The sequence below is a fragment of the Pantoea sp. Lu_F5_004 genome, from assembly GCF_051136245.1.
Lineage (GTDB): Bacteria > Pseudomonadota > Gammaproteobacteria > Enterobacterales > Enterobacteriaceae > Pantoea > Pantoea agglomerans.
In genome coordinates, this window is sequence record NZ_CP194947.1 from 490,840 (window position 1) to 512,843 (window position 22,004).

Below are 22,004 nucleotides of genomic sequence, written 5' to 3' on the forward strand. Positions count from 1 at the left end.
ATTACCGCGAAGCAGAATGCCCATTCACTGACCGATTTAGTGATCGGATAATTTTTCCGGCATGCAGAAGCGTTATCCTGATCTGAGCATAGCAGCGGTGCGTTCTTATGCTTTTTTTATCTTCTTCCGGTTCTCTGCTACTCAAGACGACTGGCGAGCAGCCGCAGCTGCTCAGCAATCTGCTTCAAATCCCGCTGCTGCTGACCGGCGATACCCGTCGAGCTGCGCACCACCAGTTTTGCCGGAAGGATAGAAGAGGAACGCTGCTCATCATGCTCACTGGCTAACAACAGACGCGCGACCGCCTCTTTGCCCTGTAAATCAAGATCGAGCGACACCGTGGTCAGCGCCGGATGGAAGAAGGCACTTTCATAGGTGTCATCGTAGCCAATCACCGAAATCTGCCCCGGCACCGCTACCCCGCGCTGATGCAGCGCGCTCAGCACGCCCAGCGCCATCTGATCGTTTCCCACCAGCAGCGCGCTGAACTCCGGCGCTTCACGCAGCAGTTGCAGCACGCCGTTGTAACCACTTTGCGCATCCCAGTTACCGTGGCTGACGCTGACCGGCTTCAGACGATAGCTCTCCAGCGTATCCAGCCAGCTCTTTAACCGCAGATTGGCAGAAACGGACTCCTCTGGCCCGGCCAGCAGAGCAAATTCCCGATGCCCCTGCTCATAGAGATATTTGACACTGGCACGGGTGCCGTCAGCCGGGTTAAACGAAACATTAAACACCGCGCTGTAGGGATCAACATCAAGAAACAGGCACAGGATATCGTCGTTCTCCTGCACGATCCGCTCCGCATCACTGCTCTCCAGCGGGACGTTGATAATCACCTTATCCACGCGCTGCGACTTCAGCTCATTGATACAATTCTGCAGACTTTGATTGACGTTCTCATCAATCATGGCGATCAGCACCTGATAGTCAGCGGCATTGGCATATCGTTTTACCGCAGCGGCCACCTGCGAGGGAGCATGCAACGCCAGCGATGTGGTCACCAGACCCAGCGTTGTGCTCTGCTTACCCACCAGCTGTTGCGCCAGTCTGTTTGGCACGTAGCGCAGGATCTCAATAGATTGCTCCACCTTGCGCCGCGTTGATTCTGAGACGTTTGCCGACTTATTCAAAACCCGCGAAACCGTCTGATAAGAGACGCCAGCATGGCGGGCGACATCCTCTAAGGTGGCATTTTTTGATTTCATAATTCGCATCCCTGATTACCGATGGCGGAATGGTATCACAGCAGCCGAATAAGCCAGGTTACCGCAGTCACATTGCGCAAATAAAAAGTAAAAGTCATACCTTCACATCACGAGATTTGGTGATCTGATTCACTAATCGTTACAAATACCGCCTCTTTATTTGCACTGCATCACACATTATCGCGATTTTGTTTGTCACCCATCTAACAAAAAGCGTTAACTGCCGCTGTCATGTGAACGTATTACAAATAAAATTGAGGATAACATGGAAACAAGGTTACGTACTGCTGCTGTGGCGCTCGCTGCGGCCCTGACCTCCCCGACGCTCTATGCTGCTATCGACAACATTGATTTCCATGGCTATCTGCGTGGTGGCGTTGGCGTATCGCAGGATGGCGGTATTGAAGAGTATCAAAAGAACAAGATTGGCCGTCTCGGCAACGAAGCTGACACCTACGGCGAGGTTGAGCTGGGCAGCGAAGTCTACAAAAAGGATGACGTCAGTTTTTACGTCGACACCATGGTCAGCATGTTCTCCGACGGTTCTAACGATAACGAAACCACCCTCGGCGACGATGCGCAGTTTGGCTTGCGTCAGCTCAATCTGCAGATCAAAGGACTGGTGCCGGGTGACAAGAATGCGGTGATCTGGGGCGGTAAACGTTACTACCAGCGTCACGATTTGCACATCATTGATACCAAATACTGGAATATCTCCGGCTCCGGCGCGGGTATCGAAAATTACACTCTGGGCCCGGGCGCGATCTCCTTTGCCTGGATCCGTGGCGATGCCAATGACGTCGATTACCGGGTCGATGGCGATAACGACGTCAACATTAACTACCTGGATCTTCGGTATGCTGGCTGGAAACCGTGGAGCGGTGCCTGGACCGAGTTTGGTATTGATTACGCCATGCCGAACACGACCAAAAAGCAGGAAGAGTATGGTGGCCTGTATGATGCGGAAAACGGCGTAATGCTCACCAGTGAAATCAGTCAGGATATGTGGGGCGGCTATCAGAAACTGGTATTCCAGTACGCCAATAAAGGCCTGGCACAAAACATGATTTCACAGGGCGGCGGCTGGTATGACATGTGGAACGATACCCGCGATGCCACCGGCTACCGCGTAATCAATACCGGCCTGCTACCGATCACCGACAAGTTCTCTCTGAATCAGGTCTTTACCTGGGGTTCAGCGGATGATGTCACCGCGCAGACCAGCAAAAGCACCCTGTTGTCGCTGGTGGGACGTGGTCAGTATCAGTTCACGCAGTATGTCCGCGGCATCGGCGAAGTGGGTAGTTTCTGGCAGAAAGATGAGAACAAAGTGGGCAGCGACTACAAACAGGCGGGTCAGAAATATACGCTGGCGCTGGGTCTCGCAGCCGGTCCCGAATTTATGTCACGCCCGGAACTGCGTCTGTTTGCCTCTTATCTGAATGACTCAGAAGACGGACACAGTTTCCAGGACAACACCAGTAACAACACCTGGAACTTCGGCGTACAGGTCGAAGCCTGGTGGTAACCGAGCAGTCTCCTCATTGTGATCATTGTTAAGCTCTTATGCAGGGGTTTATTTGGATAACCGGCGACGGTTATCCATTTTTTTTACTCCGGCTGAAGTGGCTTAAAGAATCGGGCTTCCAGCAACTGACGCAGCTGGTCGGACTGCGTACCAAAGATGGCATGAACTTCCTGCCCCAGAATCACCACGCCAATCGCCCCCGCCTTCTGTAATCCTGCCGTATCCACCGCCCTCAGCGATGTCACTTTCACCCGCAGCCGGGTTAAACAGGCGTCCACCTGCTGAATGTTTTCACGCCCGCCAAAGCACTCTACAAGACGCTCCAGCAGCGCACTGTCTATCTCAACCTCTTCCGCCGTCAGCGGCTGCCGACTGAAATATTGCTTAAATGATTTCAGACTCACCATGTTGTTCTCCTCCAGATAATAAAAAGGCGGGCTGCTGCCCGCCACTCACGACTGATAAACGAAAACGAGGGGGACTGGCTTCAGGGCACTCACAGAAAATACACTCTTCCTGCCCTCAAACCCTATTCCCCCGCCACAAAGTCCGCAATTAAAGCCACGGCAGAACTTTCCACACACAACTCCCATGCGCAAAGCTCAGCCTGTCAGCAAACCTAACCAAACCAGCTCGATATCAACTGTTCCCGTGACCTGCCGCCACAGACAGTGCCCAGACTCAAAGCGATGGGGGCATATGCCCCCTGAGCCTGCGCTCACCCTGCCAGCAAACGGCATTCAACTAACTTCAAAGGCTTGCGTCTTCAGTTAGCGGCACACTCAGAACGCGACATCCCCACGGCGCCAGCACCAGCGATCCCCCCACAACCGAGCCATCGATCAAATCGCTGAGCCCGGCAGGCAACGACAGCTGCTGCACCTGACCGGTAAAATTCTGCACAAAAAGAAACGCCTGTTCGCCATCAGTGCGCCGCTGAACGACCACACCCGGTGGCAGATCAATCGCCAGCGCGCGTGGCAACGCCAGCTGCTTAATCAACGCACCATAAAAATCCCGCTGGAAAGACAGATCATTACGCGACGCAATATACCAGGCTTTGCCCTGACCCACGCGATTCACCGTCACCGCCGGGGTACCGGCATAAAAATCGCTCTCATAGCTGGCCAGCGCCGTTGCCCCTTCCAGATGAATATGCTCGCAAAGCTCTCGCGCCTGATAAGGCCCACTCAGACCCAGCTCATTGCCGCGCACCCCGCGCACGCCATTGAACTCCTCATCAGTCAGACTATCGATCTCTTCTGACCAGATGCCGAGCAACGGCCGCAACGGCCCCGGGAAGCCACCGGGATAACACAGATCGCTCTCATTTACGATGCCGCTCCAGTAGCTGGCAACGAAATGCCCGCCCTGCTCAAGATGCTGCTCCACCCGCGCCGCAAAACCCTCCCGCACCATATACAGCATCGGCGCAATCACCAGATCGTAACCGCTGAGATCGCAGTCGCCGTTAATTACATCCACCGCAACGCCCTGCTCCCAGAAAGCACGGTAGTGCTCGTTCACTGTGCGCTCATAATGCAGTCCGAGATTGCGCGGCCCCTGCGAGTTATCCATCGCCCAGCGACTCTCCCAGTCAAAAATAATCGCCACCCGCGCCTCAACCCGGCTGCCCATCACCGGCGTCATCGCGGCCAGCATCCGGCCCAGCTCACTCACCTCACGACCGGTGCGCGTATCAAGATGACCCACATGATCGACCACCGCGCCATGAAACTTCTCGACCGAGCCGCGGCTCTTACGCCACTGGAAATATTGCACCGCGTCCGCACCATGGGCCACCGCCTGCAGTGACGACAGAATATGCATCCCCGGCTTCTTCAGCTTGCTGGTCGGCTGCCAGTTGGTGGCACTCGGCGTCGACTCCATCAACACGAAAGGCTTGCCCTGCTTCAGGGTGCGCATCAAATCGTGGTACATCGCGGTATAACAGGCGAGCGTGGTCTCATCCTTCTCGTTATGCCACATCGGGTAGCTATCCCAGGAGATAAAATCGAGCACCGGTGCCAGCTTCCAGTAATCGTAGTCGTAGAAATATTCCATAAAATTGGTGGTCGCAGGCAGATCGGGATTGGCCTGCTTCAGCGGTTTAATCTCCTCACGACAGAAATCAGTAACCTGATCGGTCATAAACCGCCGCCAGTCCAGATTCAGACCGTGAATCGACATCTCACCCTGTGGCGCTGGCGACACAATCTGTGACCAGTCGCTGTAGGTATGGCTCCAGAAATCACTCCACCAGGCGAGATTCAGGTTCTCCAGCGTCTCATAACGGCGCTGCAACCAGCCGCGAAACGCCTGCTGACAGCGATCGCAATGACATTCTCCGCCATACTCATTGGAAATATGCCAGCCGAGCACCGCCGGATGATGCGCATAGCGCGCCGCCAGCCGGCTGTTCATCGCCTGCACTTTCTGTCGATACACCGGCGAGGTCATGCAGTGGTTATGACGGCCACCATGCAGAGCCGGTACGCGATCGCGCCCCACACGCAGCACCTCCGGGTAAGCCTGCGACATCCAGGCTGGCCGGGCCCCGCTCGGGGTAGCAAGAAATACAGAAATCCCCTGCAGCCAGAGCGTGTCAATAACCTCATCCAGCCAGCCAAATTCATAGCGCCCCTCTTCCGGCTCCAGCTTCGCCCAGCTGAAAATACCCACCGACATAACGTTGCAGTTCGCCTGCTTCATCATCATTACATCGTCATCAATAATGCCCGGCTGGTGCGCCCACTGTTCCGGATTGTAGTCAGCACCATGCAGCAGCCGGTTAACCCGGGCGCTGAGCGGGGGAAATTTATTCATACCTGTTCCTCAGAGGTAGACATCAGCGTTTGCGCTAATAGTTAATGAAAAACCTGCAGCGAAGGCAGCGCCTTGCCGTGACAGTCAAACAGCGCCTGGTTTTCGCGGGCGTTACCCTGTTTCCATTCGTCGTGGATATATTTCATGCCAGCGGGCGTCGCCCAGGTATTGCCGGGCGCAGGGATCCACGCCGGTTCCCAGTAGACGACACCCTTGCCGCGATGGTCCGGCACCGCCAGCACCGCTTTAATCAGGTCATGCAGATAGGCCGCCTGGCCTGCTACGCTGCCGGGATAGCCACCCGCCTGCTCCTCTTTGGCCTGGAAACTGTTCTCCGCGCTATCGCAGTTTTCCAGCGTGTAGCCATAGGCTGCTTCCACCACCATCACGTCTTTGTCATAGCGCCGGGAGATATCATCCATGTTGGCTTTCAGGGCGCTGATGGGGCCGTTCCAGTAGGTGTACATCGACAGGCCAATCACATCGAATGGCACATCACGCTTAACGATCTCGTCGAACCACCAGCGGAACATGTCGTTCTTTGTGCCCTCAGCCAGGTGCAGCATGATCTTCACCTGATGCGGGTCGCTGAGGTTCTCACGCACCCCGCGGATCCCGGCTTTCAGCAGACCGGCCAGCCGATCAAACTCACCGCCGTTCTGGCCCCAGCTTTTGCCTTCCGGCCAGAGCATGCCACCGTTAAGTTCATTGCCAATCTGCACGATATCCGGCATCACACCTTCCGCTTTGAAACGGGCGATGGTGTCGCGGGTGTAGTCATGAACCCGGGTTTCCAGCTGCGGAAAAGACAGCGACTGCCAGGCTTTGGGCTTGAACTGCTTGCCTGGATCAGTCCAGAAATCGCTGTAGTGGATATCCAGCAGCAGCTTCAGGCCCGCCGCTTTAACGCGCTTCGCCAGCGCCAGCGTGGTCGCCAGATCGTTGCCACCACCACCGTAGGTCTGACCGCTGTCGTCGCGGGGATCCACCCACAGCCGCAGCCGGATGGTGTTGATGCCGCTGGCTTTCAGGATAGCGATGGCATCCTGCTGCTGGTTATCTGCGTTGTAGAATTTCGCACCCTGCTTCTCCAGTTCAGCCAGCGATGAGATATCCGCACCTTTGATAAAATCGGCTGGCCACGGCCCGGCAGAGCCGATGACTGGCTGATCGGCGGCGAGCAGCGGTGTCGCCCAGGCAAGCGCCAGAGCGAGAATCAATGTTTTTGGCGTCATGATTTATCCTTTAGTACTGCCTGAGGCCAGGCCAGAAACGAAGTATTTCTGCAGGGCCAGATAGAACACCGCCACCGGCACGGCGATCAGCACGGCACCGGCGGCATAGGTGGTGTAGCTGGCGCCCATTTTTTGTGAAACCAGGTTATAGAGGCCAATCGGCAGCGTGAACTGCTCTGGCGTACGCAGAATGGTGCTAGAGAGGATGAAATCGCCCAGCGGGCCGGTGAAGGAGAACAGCGCCACTACCGCCAGAATCGGCTTCGACAGCGGCATAATGATCTCAACAAAGATGCGGAAGTTACCCGCACCGTCCATGCGCGCCGACTCATCCAGATCTTTGGGAATCGAGTCGAGATAACCCTTCATCAGATAGGTGTTCATCGGGATCATCCCACCAACGTAGATCAGCACCAGCGCCAGATGGCTGTTGATCAACCCCAGCAGCTGCGACAGCACGAAAATCGCGATCAGCGCCGAAAACTGCGGGATCATCTGTAACAACAGAAACAGCATCAGTCCGTTCTGCCGCCCCTTGAACCGAAAACGGGAAAAAGCGTAGGCGGTACAGCTGACGCTGATCAACGTCAGCACCATGGTCAGGAAACTGATTTTCATCGAGTTCCAGTACCACGTCAGGTAAGGCACAGTGCCATTGAACAGGTCGCGGTAGTGCTGCAGCGACGCATTCTCCGGAATGATCGAACTACTGAGCAGGCTGTTACCTGCATTCAGTGATGCTCCTACTGTCCAGACCAGCGGATAGATAATGATGGCCGAGACGGCCAGCACCACCAGCCAGGTCAGCGACAGGCGTATCCACCTTTCGCGTTTAATACTGCCGGACTTCGCCATAACTGCTCCCTTACGCCATCTCATCTTGTTTAAACGACCGGGTCGCGCGGAACTGCCACAGCGCCAGACCTACCACGAAAATCGACAGCAAAATGGTGATAGTGGCGGCGATAGCATATTGCGACGACGACATGGTGAGCTTGTAGATCCACGACACCAGGATATCGGTTCCTCCGGCATTCGACCCCGCCACCGCCGGACCGCCGTTGTTAAACAGATAGATGATGTTGAAATTATTAAAGTTGAAGGTGTATTGCGTGATGATGATCGGCGCAATGGCGTAGAGCACCAGCGGTAGCGTGATGGTTTTCAGCCGCGTCCAGGCGCTGGCACCGTCCATGATCGCCGCCTCATAGAGATCGTCAGGGATCGCCTGCAGGACGCCGGTAGTCATCGCAAACACAAACGGGAAACCGAGCCAGGTCTGCATCATAATCAGCGCAGTTTTGGTCCAGAACGGATCGGTCATCCACGCTTTGGGTGCAATGCCAAAGAAGTCGAGAATGGCGTTGTTGATCACCCCAAAGCTGTCGTTGAACATTCCGGCGAAGACCAGAATGGTGACGAAGCCCGGCACCGCCCACGGCAGGATAAAGATGGTGCGGATCAGCGGTTTAAAGCGCAGGTCCTTCTGATTGACCAGAATCGCCAGCATCACGCCCACGGTGCACTGCAGCGTGGTAGCGAGCAGTGTCCAGACCACCGTCCACTGCAGCACGTCAAAGAAGGTGGAGCGCCAGATCGACAGGGTAAAAATGTTGATGAAGTTTTTGAATCCCACCCAGTCCACCAGCTTCGCCGGTGGCGTGTGATAGAGGTTGTAGTTGGTGAAGGCGATGGCGAAACCGAACAGAATCGGAAACACCACCACAAACACCAGCAGAATAAAGCCGGGTGAAATCATCAGATAGGGGAAGCCATCGCGCAGCAGTAACTGATACTGCTGGCGCACGCTGTTCAGCTGCTGACCCTTGTCGCGCTTAACGCCATTGACCCAGGCATCGCGCATTGACACTCCCCAGACTGCCACGCCGAAGGCAGCAATCAGCACGCTGATAATGCCCTCGGCCAGCAGGAAAATGGAGTTATCACGCGGCACCGATTCGCCCAGCGTATAGAGCCCCCAGAATCCCTCACGCAGAAAATCGTGGAAAACGCCGGTAAAACTGCTGAGCAAAATCAGAAAACAGAGCCCTTTAGCCCACTGGCGGTGGTAAAACTGGCCGAAGCCAGGCAGCAGTGCCAACACAGCACCGGTGGTCGCATGACGACGCGGACGCTTAGCCGTCACCAGATTGTCATCGGAAGATATAGCCACACCCTGATCCTTATCCTGTACGGTTATCCCGTGAACCTGCATTACTGGTTGCTGGCCTGCATCGCTTCTATCTGCATGGTGATCTGCTTCACTGCATTATCCAGTGCCGCTTTTGGCTCCTGCTTGCCGGATACACTCAGCTCAAGGGCAGCATTAGCTGGCCCCCACACTTCCTGCATTTCCGGCACGCCTGGCATCGCTGACGCACGCGCCGCCTGCACCGCGACCGCGTTGGCCTTCTCATCATCTTTGATAATCGGATCGTTCATCAGCGCGGTGACCGGTGGGATCTCCTGGGTTTTCTGATAACGCTCTTTCACGTACTGCGGCTGGTTGATGAAGGTGAGGAACTTCTGCGCCAGCGGCTGATCTTTGCTCCAGGTAGAGACCACGTAGCCTTTGACGCCCAGGAAGGAACTCATCGGCTTACCGTTAGGCAACAGCGGCAGCGGTGCCACGCCATAGTTGATTCCGGCAGCCTGATAAGGCTGGAATGCCCACGGCCCATTGATCACCGCCGCCGCTTTTTTCTCGGTAAACAGCGAGTCGATGGCGTTGAGACCGTTGTCGCCCATGATGCCGCCTGGCAGCAATCCTTCACTGAAGAAGCGCTTGAGATAAGTCACCGCTTCCACGCTGCCTGGGGTGTTCAGACCGATATCCTGAGTGTTAATGGCGCCTTTGGCGTCTTTGCCAAAGATGTAAGAGCCCATCGGGGCCATCACGCCCCAGCTGTAATAAATCTGGTCAAACTTAGCGAGCAGGCCATACTGCTTCGTCTCGCGCTGCTTCTGTGAGAAGGCACGGTATTCCTCCAGCGTTTTCAGTGGTGACGGCAGCAGATCTTTGTTGTAAATCAGCACCAGCGTTTCCACCGCTTTGGGTACGCCGTAGACCACATTGTTCTGTGTGAAAGCCGCCATTGCTGAGGGGGTGTAAGCGCTCTGCTCTGCCGCATCAATTTTCAGCGGTGCCAGTAATCCCTGTACGACCGCGCTACCGAGCTGGTCATTAGGGATCACCAGGACATCCGGGCCAATACCCGCCGGGCCATCCAGACGCAGCTTCTCAATCTGCTGTGCAAACGGCATCTCCTGAACTTTCACTTCAACGCCGAACTGTTTCTGAAAATCGGCGATCGCCGTTTTGATGCCGTCTGATTTTTTAATGTCTTCCCAGACGGTAAGTTGCTGAGCGGCCCAGGCGGATTGATTAAGCATCAATGCGGAAAGAAGTAGCGTAACGCTGATTTTGATTTTCATTACTGGCCTCGTGTGAAGGTATGACATTTTAAGCTGTCATTTGCTGATGTTCTTTTTTCAGGCACATGCTGAACAAGGAATTATTGAGCATATGAAGTGTGAATAACGTATCGCATTTGAGCCATACGCTACGCGGAATGCGCACCGCGCTCCAGCCCGTTCGCATCAATGTGTGATCGCTATTACAGAAATCAAAATCAGCGGTAGGGCGCACCCTGGCGGAACGATATAGTCAGCGCAGGCACCATCAGGGCTGAGGTGTAAAAAGACAAACTGTTATACGTCGTACATTTTAGCCGCCAAATCCCTTGCCATGAGGATCAGCATGTCCAGCATCAGATTGAGAAACGTCACCAAACGCTTTGGTAAAACAGAAACGCTGAAAAATATCGCGCTTGATATTGAGGCCGGTGAGTTTGCGGTCTTCGTCGGTCCGTCAGGCTGCGGTAAATCCACACTGTTGCGGCTGATCGCCGGGCTGGAAGAGATCAGTGACGGTGAGATTTTGATTGGTGATGAGGTCATGAATGATGTCGCACCCTCGCACCGCGGAGTGGCAATGGTGTTTCAGTCTTATGCGCTTTACCCGCATATGACGGTGGCGGAAAATATCGGTTACGGCCTGAAGGTGAACGGCCTGCCGAAAGCGCAGATTCAGCATCAGGTAGAGATGGTGGCGAAGACGCTACAGCTTGCGCATCTGCTGGATCGTAAACCAAAGCAGCTTTCCGGTGGTCAGCGTCAGCGTGTCGCCATTGGTCGCGCAATCGTGCGTAACCCCCGGGTGTTTATGTTTGATGAGCCCTTATCGAACCTGGATGCGGAACTGCGTGTCGATATGCGGCTGCACATCGCGAAGCTGCACCAGGAGCTGAAAACCACTATGGTCTATGTCACGCACGATCAGACGGAAGCAATGACGCTGGCCGATAAGATTGTGGTCATGAACTACGGCAAGGTTGAACAGGTGGGTTCACCGATGGAGCTCTATTACAACCCGATTAACCGCTTTGTCGCCGGTTTTATCGGCTCACCTAAGATGAACTTCCTGCCTGCGCGCGTGGAGCAGTGCGGCCCTGCAGGGCTGGTCGCCCTGATCAATGACGGCGAACATCGGCTGCAGCTCCCCTCGCCCATCCGCCAGTTGCAACCAGGTGATGAGATCACGCTGGGTATAAGGCCGGAACAGTTGCAGATCAACGGCGATGCACCACTGAACATCAACTTCCACTGCGAAGTGGTTGAGCGACTTGGCAACAACACCTATCTGTTTGGTCAGAGCCACGGCCACGACGGCTTCAAGATGCTGCTGCCCGGCGATGTGCATTTCCGTCCTTATCAGACGCTGCGCCCCACCTTCCATCCGCACCACTGCATGGTGTTTGATGCTGAAGGTGCGCGAATCAGCGCGGATATAGCGATGCCGCAGGTTCGCGCAGCCTGAAGCAGATGTTTGCAGGGCGTTAACGAGAGGCCGGAGACGGCCTTTTCTGTTTTCAGGCCTGGCATAACGCCTGAAGAAAGAGCTCTGGAAAGGGGTTTGCGGGCAAGCCTTGATGACGCGCAGAAGCATCAGCCCGAGCTTAAGCCTGAACATTGTTCAGACAAGGCATTGCAGGTGTGTTCTGAGTAAACTCATGAACCCCACCGGCAACCCCTTCTCCGGGTCGATCAGCTAACCGGGCTTATCGACTGAGGCCTTACTTACCGAGGATATTATTTACTGCTTTCAGGTGGCCAGCCTTGTCTTTGTGGTTTGAAACCACCTGAATAACGGTGAATTTCTTGTTGGCGGCTGCCAGCAGAGTGGCCTGCTGCACATCGTTGCCACCCATTTTGTCGGTGGCTTCAATATGATAGACCGGCAAACCGTTGGCATTTTCAGTTTTCTCACTGATCACCGTATAAGACGGTGAAGCCTGCTTCTGCTTGTCTTTGATAGACTTCCCGCCTTCAAGAAAATCAGCGTCACTGCCACCACGCGCAATCACCGGGATCTCTTCTTCGCCAATGATCAATACGCGTTTTTCCTGCTTGTTCACATACATGGTACCCGGTCCGCCGCCCGGCACAGGCTGCTTTTCATAGCCCTGCAGTTTGAACGTCTGTTTGCCATCCAGCAAAGAGATCGTCTGTGTCTGCGTATTTGCAGCCTGCGCTGTTTTCGCTTCGGCAGCTGATGCGATCATCGGGGTGCTGCCAAGAGCAGCGGTCAGGCAGAGGGCACCCATAATGTTTAATGATTGACGTAATTTCACCGTGAACTCCTTCGTGTAGTGGATATTTCCATTTCACTGGCACCACATCAGGTGTCAGCGAGGCAGAGGTGTTATCGGGTCAGGTCGTAAATACAGATCCCTGAGCCGAGCAGAAACAGAATAATCGGCCAGTAGAGAACGGGAATAAAAAAGAAGTTGTGGGTTTTTTCAGGGGCCATCATTGGCTGGCTTTTCGTTGCCTGGGCAAGGGAGTCCAGCCATTTTTCCTGCCGGAGCACCCAGACAAAGGCCGCGCAAAAAAGGGCAGAAACGATCAGCGTAGCCCCTGTCGCCCATAGATGTGCGACAAAGAAACCGTCGTAGTAATAAATATCTAACAGCCATTTACACAGGAGGTAGGCGGCACAAATTAATACTGCGACGAAAAAACCCACTCCGCTCCATGCGATCATCTTTATATCCTTCTAAGGTGTGAGGAACGAGGAATATTTTTTTTGAAAATTAACATATTTTTATCATTGTGGCGATATTTTCTTTGGTGCTAATATCAATTACATCCAGCACAGAAAATGTCCGGCCTGTGCAATTTTCACATTGCTGATTCTGATGGATTTATTTTCAAATACTGCTGTTTAACCTGAGCCGGCACCCGTGCAGCTAATTGCGCACCCAGGGTACTGCATGGCTATTTGTACCGTACCGATATTATTTTTGTGCGAATTAACGCGGCTTCTCTGTTTTTAAAATTCGTACGCGCTGTTCTGGCGGTCGATGAGCACCATTCATGCGGCTGTCATCCGTCTGAAACAGTGTCGGTCTCTGTAGTTTTCTGCGCAGGATTTTGAGGAAACCATGAATCAACCTATTGAAAATAATAATAGAATTAACGAAACCAAAGAGTACAGTGCGAAATGGCAAACCCGATTTGATTTTTTCGACCTTCATGGTGCTCCCAGTACACCAGGCTTCAGACAGGCATTGAAACAACTGCCTTTCAGGCAAAAATTAAAAGTGAACATGAATTTAATTGCCTTCCTTTTCGGCCCGATTTATCTGTTCGCACTCGGCCTGTGGAAGAAGAATATCATGCTTATTTTAATTATGGTGGCTGTTTATACTATTCTGATCATCGCCTTAGCGATAGCGGGCATGGAATTTCCACGGTATCTTCAGGTTGGCCTGGGCTATGGCTTTAATGCCCTGTACGGCATGAGCACCAATTACAGTTATTACCTGAAAGAGAAAAAAGGCGATAACGGCTGGAATCACTTTAAAGGGATTCGGTGGTAATTTTTTCGCACCGCTCTGATGGTAAAATATAGAAATAGGGTGTATCGGGTGCAGACAGGTGGTGGGGGTTAGCCCTCAGTCAGGAGACCAGACAAAATAAGTGATGCACACTAACTCAAATTAGTGCTGTTGCGGCAGAACCACCGGAAGCCGCGAGGGAAATAACCTGACGGAAAAGAGAAAAATTGCCGAAAATATCCGGCTATACCTTTTCAAAACGGGTTCAGACTGGCTTATAATCGCTCTGCAATAATTATAATATCGTGAAGCTCGCATAAATGTTTCAGCACCGTTTAACCGGGGCCAGGATATCCTTTTCGGAATTTCCTGATAGCGGCAGCTTCTCCCTTTCATAGACATGCAGGAAGTTATTATTTTGAATACATTAACGGAATTGAAAAAGGGTTATCTAAAGGTATTTTTCTGGCTGCTATTCACACTGTTTCTCGTCCCCGTCATTACCCTGTTTTTTGCTGAATATGGCAACAAACAACTTGATCAGCAATACACGCAGTTCTTCATGGACGATGCGCGGGAACAACATCAGGATACGGATAAACTACAGGCGTTTCTGCAGCAGAACCCGCCTTCCAGTGTCTGCGGCCCGGTAGATGAAAATCTGCAGGATTACAAAAACGCCGTCTGCGAACCGCAATCCGAACTGTGGCAGTTCTACATGATGGATAAAGTGGCATTCTGGACACTGATCGGCAGCGGCGCTGTCCTGCTGATGGTGTTGCTGTTCAGTGCGCTGGCCTTTAAAAGCCGCCAGGGACAGGTTATCAGTCTGGCGCTGGCTCGCAAGTTCCTGATGCTGGCCTGTTCGCTGGAAGTCATGGTACAGGGCGGCATGCTGGTATGGCTCTCATTCTGGGGCACCGCCTTCTTCACGCAAACCTACTATCCAAAACTGGTGATGGCAGTAGGACTGCTGGTGCTGGCCGGTATGTATTACATGATTAAAGGCATCTTCAAAAAACCCCCACCGGAAGAGAGTATTGAAGGCGAAGTCGTGACCCGCGAAGCGGCCCCGGCACTCTGGTCACAGATTGATATGCTGGCCGCCAGAGTGGGCACCACGCCACCCGATCATATTGTTGCGGGTATCGACACCAACTTCTACGTGACCGAAGCTCCGCTGAACGTGAATGGGAATCCGCTCACTGGCCGTAAGCTCTATGTCAGTATTCCGCTCCTGCGTCAGCTCACCGTTGCGCAGGCTGATGGCGTGATGGTCCATGAACTGACCCACCTGCATGAAGGCGATACCGCCTCCGGCGCATTACTGGGACCGAAACTGCACCGGTTTGATCTCTATATGCAGCTGATGGGTCAGAATGTGGCCACGCTGATCGTCTTCTATCCGCTCTATCTTTATCGCATGCTGTTTGAACTGGCGTGGCAGCGTAACAGCCGTGAACGTGAATTTGTCGCGGATCGCAATGCATCAACGCTGGTCTCCCCTGCCGCGATTATCGAATCACTGATCAAAGTGTCTGCGTATGCCAGCTACCGGAATGAAGTTGAGCAAAACTTCTTTAATAACCAGACGCTGCACGAAAATGAACTGGGGATCAGTAAAGCGATTGCTGCCGGTTTGCCAGAACATGTCGCCTCTCCGGACTTCATCAGCGTCATCCGTGAGCAGAATGTGCCGCACCCGTTTGATTCACACCCGCCGCTGGCGGAAAGGATGCGCAACGTAGGGTATGAGATTAACGAAGCTGACTATGCAGCGATCGCCGCCGATTTCCCGGCCCAGAGCTGGGTCGATCTGATGCCGGTTGCCGACGAGATTGAACAGCAGTTGTGGCAGAAATATGAGCGCGACTTCTCTTCTGTGCATGAGGAGAGCCTGGCCTGGCGCTATCAGCCTGACGGTGAAATGGAAACCGCGCTGGTGCTGAAGCATTTCCCCAATGTTCCTTATACCCTGAAAGATGGCTCGCAGATCGTCATCACCTGGCAGGGCATCGTGTCGCCAAAAACCGGCGAAGTGCTGGAGTGGGATAACGTTAAAAACATCAACGTCATTCGTAGCTTCGGCCGGGATAAGCTCTACGTGCAACATGTGCAGCCAAACTCGCAGGGGAAAAAACGCAGTGAGATCCCTCTGCCGGGCCTGAAAAAGGAGATTGAAGCCTTTAAAAACACCCTCGGCTATTACTGGCATCGTCATCAGACAGTCAGGGCGTTGCTGAAAGAAGAAACGGCGGCAGCGACGCAAAGCGCATAACCCGTTTGTCATCGGCTCCCTCATCGCAGCTGAAAAGGGAGCCAATGCGAACATCCATTTTCAATCTCTATTTCTGACCACATAAATAAAGGAACGATTGTGTTTAAAAGAGCAAGCAGGGCCATGATACCCGGGATGCTGGTGACTGCCCTTGTGCTGCCGCTGGCAGCATGTGACAACAGTGACAAAGCGGATGCAAAACCCGCCCCGCAGAGTCAACCCCAGACTGTTGCGGAGGATAGCGCTGCGCAACTCACCACAAAATTAAACGCCTATGTGGGTTGCTTTAACACTACGGATGGATCGGTTCGCGATAGTGCCCTGCGCTATGTGAGCTGGATGGCGAATGCTGAAAAGGGGCCAACCGGCAAAGAGCGCAGCGTCAACGTACTGGGCGAGGTTACGCCTTATGAACTGGAGAGCTGCACTAAAGCCATCAACGAGGCATCGAAGGCTAAACCGGCTTTACCGGCGCTGGATGCTGCAGCAACACAGTATCTGACGGATTTAACGACATTGCAGCCGCTGGTTTCGCAGGCTCATCTTTACTACAGTCAGGAAGATTACAAGGATGATGGCTTCGCGAAAGCCAGGCAAATGCATCCGCCACTCATGAAGGCGTTTAACAGCTTTATGAAATCCAGCGACCAGTTCGGTGCCGAAGTTGAAAAAGAGAACAATGAGGTCGTTGCTGCGCAACTCGTTGAGATTGAAAAGTCTGAGGGCCGTCATAGTCGCTACTACCGCCTGGCATTAGTCACACAGGCCAAACCACTGGCCACCCTGTTTACCTCCTCCGCTCCCGACGTGGCAGAGATGACAAAAGCGATTGATGCTTACAGTACGCTGCTGAATGAGGCAGAAAAGGCAACGGCCAGCGAAGCGGGCAAGCCATTAACCTGGTCCATCTTCCAGGATAATGCCGGAACCTTCCTGAAAGACTGCAAAGATCGCATGCGTCGGATTCGCGATAAAACACCTTACAGCACGGGTGAGCAGAGTCTGCTGAAAGGAAGCGGCAATTCTGGCTGGATGGTATCGGGTTCACCGATGCGCGTTTTAAAATCCTATAACGAACTGGTTGAGGCCGGTAACCGCCTGTAAGCTGAATACCTGCCCCTCTTGCCTCCGGGCAGGCTTCGTCAGTCGGGCTGTTGCGTGCAACCCGGCTGACTCTGCCACATGCCGCGAAAAACATAAAAATGTTCACGCGCCAGCATTTCGTTAAAACGTCATGCCAGGCTAGTGTGCTGGATGGATCTGAGATCCGTGGCAAAGCGTATCCCTGAGCAGGATGCCCGCTGCATCAGATTTTCTGACTGTAAAATTTTTGACTGAGAGGAGCGAGAGTGCAAGCAAAGGTCGGCGATATCTACAGCGTGTATTCCCCGCAGTTGCAGCAGTACGTCGCCTGTCAGGTGACACACCTCCAGCAGCCTGCTAATGCCAAAGGCAAAGTCCTTGCAGCCATACTCCAGCTCGACTGGGCAGGTTATCATTTGCCTGACAGGGCGGAGGCCAGCCGTATGCAGCCTTTGCGCTGCAGCTACTATTTTGTCAAAGACAGCTTCGATCACGGTTATGTCTCCGCCAATGTTCCACCGGGACATGTGCTGATTGCCAACCTGCCGCCGCTGGCAGATCAGGAAGTAAACGCCTACAAGTTCGGCTGGGACGTGGGAGACAGTCTGGTTCGTCAGCGAAACTGGGAGAAGATCGACCCGGCCAGCCGTACGCGGTTTAAGGCTGCTTCAGGCGCGCACAACGTGGTTGTCGGCGGCCAGACACTTCGCCAGGACACCACCCGTATCAATGACCACCTCCTGCAAACCCTGACCGATCTCTCTGAACTGGATCGCCTGCCCTGCCTGATGACCATCGAAACCAGTCATGGCACCCCGGAACTGATGGCCTATATACAGCAGCATGACTTCATTAATGAGCTGCACTGGCAATCCGCTGTCGTCAGCGAAATCGATGTCGGGGCGACCCGTCTGTCGCGTTTTATTCTGAACCCGGAAGGCGTCAGCCGCGTGCGTCTGAATCCTGATCTCTCCCTGCTGTCACTCACCGCAACGCCTTCGTCAGGTTTTCAGGTAGAGGCTGATCAGGAAGGGCGCAACCTGTGCCTGCAATGTTCGCAGGCTTTGCCTGTGCTGCAGGGTATTGACCGGCTCAGGGCATTGTCACTGACAGGCGTTAAAGAGATTGACCTGGCGCCAGTCGTTGAGCGCTTTCCCTGTTTAACTGAACTGCGCATCTGGGGAAATCCCGGCGTAGCCAGCAATATGCATCGTATTGCCGCACTGCCACAGTTGCAGATGCTGACCTTCTTCGACCTGTTTGGCTTCAGCGCGGCTGACTTTCCCTCACCAGAAGCGTTGCCCAATCTCTCATGCCTGTGGATGACCAGCGTCCCGCTTGACGTGATCAGCTCTGTCAGAGCCGCTTATAAAAAGGCGGCAACTCAGGGGTTGGATCTCTCGCTGAGTAAAGCACGCAAGCCGGAATGGCTGGCTGAGAATCTGCACAATCCGTTCCGGGACTGGGATGGCCGCGAACATATTTCGGCCACTTATGCCAAAAAAGCAGCGCTGGCTTACAAAAACCTGCGGGCTGCCACGAACAACATCGATAGCAGCATGGATGTGGCGAGCCTGTTAACCGCCGCCGTAACCGCCTACACCGAAGCCTTTAATCTCATCGACCGGCGTTCAAAGGCGATCGAGACGGTCGAGCGTGAGGAGATCTACAGTGTGCTGTGCGATGTTCTGAACCCGCTGGAGCAGAAACTGGGCGAGCAAGGCGCCACGCTTGTGGATCAGCCGCGGTTGTATCAGCTGTTCGACCAGTTACGCGAATTCTGAGCCATCCCGATGATTCAGGCGTGTTCCGCCACGCCATAAAACCGTTATTCGCCCCGATCACCTTATGCGGCAAAGCGTTAAGACGCGAGTTGAGAAAGGATCGCGGGCGGGAGAGTCTGCAGACCTCTCTTTCCCGGCCAGCCATTCTGCTGTTTATGATCGGGTAATGGCGGTTAAAGTCAGCTGTGCATTGGGTTTATCCGGAGATATTACCCTGCCCTTTACGCAGTCCGTTCAGGAGTGCCTGCGTCGCGCCAGAAGCTTTTCCGGAAGGCGAACAGACCAGCCCGAATTCACGGTGCAGAGGCGGAATGACCGGCATCACTGACAGGCCGCGCCGTTCCGCTGGTAGGGCTGATTCCGGCACCAGCGCGACCCCCATGCCTTCACGCACCAGCATGCAGGCGCTGATCCAGTCGCGGACTTTTACCCGCACGTCAGAGAGGTGGCATCCTGAGTGTTCAATCAGGCTTTTGCCATTAACGACGCATCCGCCTGTTGCAAGCACAAAGGGCTGGTCTGCCAGTTCCTGCAGGGTTATACCGTTCGCGCCTGACTGACCGATGTGCGGAGCGCTGGCTGGCATGACGGCGACCCATGCGTCCTGTCCCAGTATCACCTCAGCACGTCCGGGTACGGGGTTCATTATCACCCCCAGCTCAACGGTGTCCGCTGCAAGCCACTCCTCAACTTCTTCATCCGTCCCTTCCAGCACCACCACCTCCATGCCCGGATGCAGACGCCTGAAGTTACGCAACAGCCCAGGCAGGAGTGTGGACGTCACAGAGGGAAAGCTGGCAAGCCGAATGCGTCCACCCTTTAAACCCCGGCTCTCATCAGCCAGCACGCGGATGGCGTTGAGCTGCGACAGCATAATTCTGGCATGTTCAATGACCTGCTCTCCCAGCGCAGTAACACCGATGTACCGACGCTCACGCACGAATACCGGGAACCCGAGTGACAATTCTAACTGGGCGATAGCCTGGCTGGCACCGGACTGTGTCATGCCTGTCGTTTCAGCAGCACGCGAAATATTGCTGGCATCGGCCACCGCCACCAGCAAGCGCCAGTGCAGAAGATTCATCATGGTTATCAGTAGCCCAGCTAATAGTTAATTATTGAAGTATTAATTTTACAGAATCCTCTGCGTTAAGCACAGTCTGTTCCGTAACGACAAAGAGAATCTCACATCGCTTTCAATGTTAACGGAGAAGACATGAAACTTTATTACGCCCCGGATACCTGTTCGCTGTCACCCCATATCGTGCTGCGTGAACTCGCACTGGAGTTTGAGCTGGTTAAAGTGGATAACAGGAGCAAGCTCACCTCTGACGGACGCGACTTTCGCCTTATCAACCCCAAGGGCTATGTTGCTGCACTGGAACTGGACGACGGGCAGATACTGACTGAAGGGCCGGCGATTGTGCAGTACCTCGCCGACCTGAGGCCGGAAAGCGGGCTGGCACCGCCAGCAGGCAGCTGGGCGCGTGTTCGACTGCAGGAGTGGCTGAACTTCATTACCAGTGAAATCCACGCGGGTTCCGCTCTGTTGTTCAACAAATCGCTGCCCGAGGCTGTCCTGTCACTGTTTCGTGAAAAACTCTTCCGGCGGTTCGACTTTTTGCAGGATACGCTCGCCGAAAAAGCGTTTCTGATGGGGCCATCATTCAGCATTGCTGACGCCTACCTTTTCACCGTACTGGGCTGGTGTAAGTTCTTCAGCATTGAACTGGATCGCTGGCCTGCGCTGGTGGCATACAGAGCAAATATCAGTGCGCGCCCTGCTGTACAGGCGGCATTACGTGCAGAGGCGACGCAGTAAGCGCGGACAGATTGGTGGCCTGATGCCAGAGTATGAATAACCGATCCTTGATCTGCTGCTGGCGCCTTGCGTAACGGTAGTCTGGAGCCAGAAGCGGACGGAAATTTATCGTTTCACCGGGAACAGGTTAGTATCTCCAGACTGACCTTTTAGCGGGGAGTCGGCTTTATGATTAACAACACCAGGGCGGAAACCTCTGTCATCAGGCATGCCGACAGGAATTTTGACGTCACGTTATTGAAGGTGAATGAAGCCAGCCAGTGCATCCTTTTTGCGGCAGGTGCTGGCGGAAGTCCATTGCGTCATCTTGAGCTTCTGCAGACCTTTAGCCGCAATGGTATTTCAGTAGTAGCGCCCCATTTCGAACGGTTAACCTCTTCCACGCCCTCAAAGGCTGACTTACTGGAACGCAGCCAAAGGCTTGTCCTCGCCCGCGATGCGTTTTGTCAACATTATGCCTCGATTTCCGGCGTCGGACACTCACTCGGCACTGTGATTCTGTTGATGCACGCCGGGGCGACGGCCTGGACTCGCACCGGAGAGAAGGTGACATATGCAGGCAGACAGGATTTGAATCAACTGGTGCGTTAGCGCCACCTGCGGATTTTTTCAGAGCACCCTCGGCCCTCGCCTCCGTGAAAGTGCCTGTCAGGATCTGGACTGGCGAGCAGGACACCCTGACACCGCCATCGCAAGCGCTGTTCATCAAAGATGAATTAGATATTCGAACTAAGACGGATCTTTGCGTGGTGAAAGATGCCGGGCATTTTACCTTCATGAACATCCTGCCGCCGCATATCATTGACACCCACCCATCACGCGACGCCTTTATTCTCAATCTGGGAGAAGAGATCTCCCGTTTTGTCACTGGCTGGATGGCTCAGCCAGATAATGAATCACCTTAATTAAACCGATCCCTCTTTTTCAATTACCAGCACGCGGGCGACGCCCTGTGGACGGGCAATATGCTCTGTCCCTTCACTGGCATAAAAAATATCACCGGCGTTGAGTACCCGGCTTTTAACTTCGCCCTGATCTTTATAATGCATTTCAACACATCCATCCATGACAGCAAAAACCTCCTGACCATCGTTGATGTGCCACTTATAAGGCTGATCGGTCCAGTGAAGTTTCACGCTGACATTATCGAAGCTGGCAATATGCTGTGAGTCCCAGGCCTTCGAGCCGGTAAATTCCTTACTGCAATAAAAATTCATTTTAACTCTCTCAACAGAAGTGATTTACGCCATCGACATCATCAATATCAGAGAGAGTTGATGGATTCTATACGTCAGGCATCTCTTGTCCTGATCTGTCCTCTGGTTGTCCGTTTAGGGG

18 protein-coding genes and 1 pseudogene are annotated in these 22,004 nt (G+C 53.9%); 8 read left to right on the top strand and 11 right to left on the bottom strand.

The features are described 5' to 3' along the window. Positions 1-137 precede the first annotated feature (137 nt). Positions 138-1,208, bottom strand: a complete 1,071-nt coding sequence (locus tag ACR8BN_RS21305) for a LacI family DNA-binding transcriptional regulator (protein ID WP_411556403.1) — start codon at positions 1,206-1,208, stop codon at positions 138-140. Positions 1,209-1,473: 265 nt separating this feature from the next. Between ACR8BN_RS21305 and ACR8BN_RS21310 the strand changes: the two genes are divergently transcribed. Beyond that, positions 1,474-2,736: a maltoporin gene (locus ACR8BN_RS21310; protein ID WP_064703816.1), complete on the top strand. Its 1,263-nt coding sequence runs from the start codon at positions 1,474-1,476 to the stop codon at positions 2,734-2,736. A gap of 83 nt (positions 2,737-2,819) precedes the next feature. Here ACR8BN_RS21310 and ACR8BN_RS21315 read toward each other — a convergent pair whose 3' ends face one another. The 6 genes from ACR8BN_RS21315 to ACR8BN_RS21340 all read right to left on the bottom strand — a co-directional run bounded on the left by ACR8BN_RS21315 (position 2,820) and on the right by ACR8BN_RS21340 (position 10,232). Next, positions 2,820-3,143, bottom strand: a complete 324-nt coding sequence (locus tag ACR8BN_RS21315; protein ID WP_010259145.1) for a glucose PTS transporter subunit EIIB — start codon at positions 3,141-3,143, stop codon at positions 2,820-2,822. A gap of 343 nt (positions 3,144-3,486) precedes the next feature. Continuing rightward, entirely contained in the window at positions 3,487-5,562 is a 2,076-nt protein-coding gene (locus tag ACR8BN_RS21320; RefSeq protein ID WP_434747685.1) for a beta-galactosidase, read from the bottom strand. A gap of 41 nt (positions 5,563-5,603) precedes the next feature. Then, positions 5,604-6,797, bottom strand: a complete 1,194-nt coding sequence (locus tag ACR8BN_RS21325; RefSeq protein WP_109651285.1) for a glycoside hydrolase family 53 protein — start codon at positions 6,795-6,797, stop codon at positions 5,604-5,606. Between the two features lie 3 nt (positions 6,798-6,800). Next, positions 6,801-7,652 (bottom strand): sugar ABC transporter permease, encoded by an 852-nt coding sequence (locus tag ACR8BN_RS21330; RefSeq protein ID WP_033786803.1) that lies wholly within the window; start codon positions 7,650-7,652, stop codon positions 6,801-6,803. A 10-nt stretch (positions 7,653-7,662) separates the two neighbouring features. Further along, positions 7,663-9,012 carry a carbohydrate ABC transporter permease gene (locus ACR8BN_RS21335; protein WP_434747686.1) on the bottom strand — a complete coding sequence of 450 codons (1,350 nt, stop codon included), beginning with the start codon at positions 9,010-9,012 and terminating at the stop codon, positions 7,663-7,665. After that, positions 9,012-10,232: an extracellular solute-binding protein gene (locus ACR8BN_RS21340; RefSeq protein WP_163638891.1), complete on the bottom strand. Its 1,221-nt coding sequence runs from the start codon at positions 10,230-10,232 to the stop codon at positions 9,012-9,014. Before ACR8BN_RS21340 ends, ACR8BN_RS21335 begins: the two co-directional genes overlap by 1 nt. Positions 10,233-10,557: 325 nt before the next feature. Here ACR8BN_RS21340 and ACR8BN_RS21345 point away from each other — a divergent pair, with 325 nt between their 5' ends. Further along, on the top strand, positions 10,558-11,676 hold the full coding sequence (locus ACR8BN_RS21345) for an ABC transporter ATP-binding protein (protein WP_064703812.1): 1,119 nt from the start codon (positions 10,558-10,560) through the stop codon (positions 11,674-11,676). Positions 11,677-11,932: 256 nt separating this feature from the next. Here the strand turns inward: ACR8BN_RS21345 and ACR8BN_RS21350 are convergent, their stop codons facing one another. Next, positions 11,933-12,490 carry a hypothetical protein gene (locus ACR8BN_RS21350; RefSeq protein WP_064703811.1) on the bottom strand — a complete coding sequence of 186 codons (558 nt, stop codon included), beginning with the start codon at positions 12,488-12,490 and terminating at the stop codon, positions 11,933-11,935. A 71-nt stretch (positions 12,491-12,561) separates the two neighbouring features. Continuing rightward, the gene (locus ACR8BN_RS21355) at positions 12,562-12,903 is read right to left on the bottom strand and encodes a hypothetical protein (RefSeq protein ID WP_064703810.1); all 342 of its coding nucleotides are present in this window, start codon (positions 12,901-12,903) and stop codon (positions 12,562-12,564) included. A 400-nt stretch (positions 12,904-13,303) separates the two neighbouring features. Here ACR8BN_RS21355 and ACR8BN_RS21360 point away from each other — a divergent pair, with 400 nt between their 5' ends. The 4 genes from ACR8BN_RS21360 (at position 13,304) to ACR8BN_RS21375 (ending at position 18,844) form a co-directional block, all read left to right on the top strand. Then, positions 13,304-13,741, top strand: a complete 438-nt coding sequence (locus ACR8BN_RS21360; RefSeq protein ID WP_434747687.1) for a DUF2628 domain-containing protein — start codon at positions 13,304-13,306, stop codon at positions 13,739-13,741. A gap of 358 nt (positions 13,742-14,099) precedes the next feature. Further along, on the top strand, positions 14,100-15,977 hold the full coding sequence (locus tag ACR8BN_RS21365; RefSeq protein WP_434747688.1) for a M48 family metallopeptidase: 1,878 nt from the start codon (positions 14,100-14,102) through the stop codon (positions 15,975-15,977). A 135-nt stretch (positions 15,978-16,112) separates the two neighbouring features. Beyond that, positions 16,113-17,081, top strand: coding sequence for a YiiG family protein (locus ACR8BN_RS21370; RefSeq protein ID WP_064703828.1), 969 nt, complete (start codon positions 16,113-16,115; stop codon positions 17,079-17,081). Between the two features lie 245 nt (positions 17,082-17,326). Beyond that, complete coding sequence (locus tag ACR8BN_RS21375) at positions 17,327-18,844, top strand: hypothetical protein (protein ID WP_434747689.1); 1,518 nt, start codon at positions 17,327-17,329, stop codon at positions 18,842-18,844. A 196-nt stretch (positions 18,845-19,040) separates the two neighbouring features. Here ACR8BN_RS21375 and ACR8BN_RS21380 read toward each other — a convergent pair whose 3' ends face one another. Then, positions 19,041-19,931 (bottom strand): LysR family transcriptional regulator, encoded by an 891-nt coding sequence (locus tag ACR8BN_RS21380; protein ID WP_434747690.1) that lies wholly within the window; start codon positions 19,929-19,931, stop codon positions 19,041-19,043. A 129-nt stretch (positions 19,932-20,060) separates the two neighbouring features. Here ACR8BN_RS21380 and gstA point away from each other — a divergent pair, with 129 nt between their 5' ends. Next, positions 20,061-20,666, top strand: a complete 606-nt coding sequence (gene gstA, locus ACR8BN_RS21385) for a glutathione transferase GstA (protein ID WP_434747691.1) — start codon at positions 20,061-20,063, stop codon at positions 20,664-20,666. A 168-nt stretch (positions 20,667-20,834) separates the two neighbouring features. Continuing rightward, positions 20,835-21,571: pseudogene (locus tag ACR8BN_RS21390) on the top strand (alpha/beta hydrolase). Here ACR8BN_RS21390 and ACR8BN_RS21395 read toward each other — a convergent pair. After that, positions 21,572-21,883 (bottom strand): cupin, encoded by a 312-nt coding sequence (locus ACR8BN_RS21395; protein ID WP_115764326.1) that lies wholly within the window; start codon positions 21,881-21,883, stop codon positions 21,572-21,574. Between the last annotated feature and the right edge of the window lie 121 nt (positions 21,884-22,004).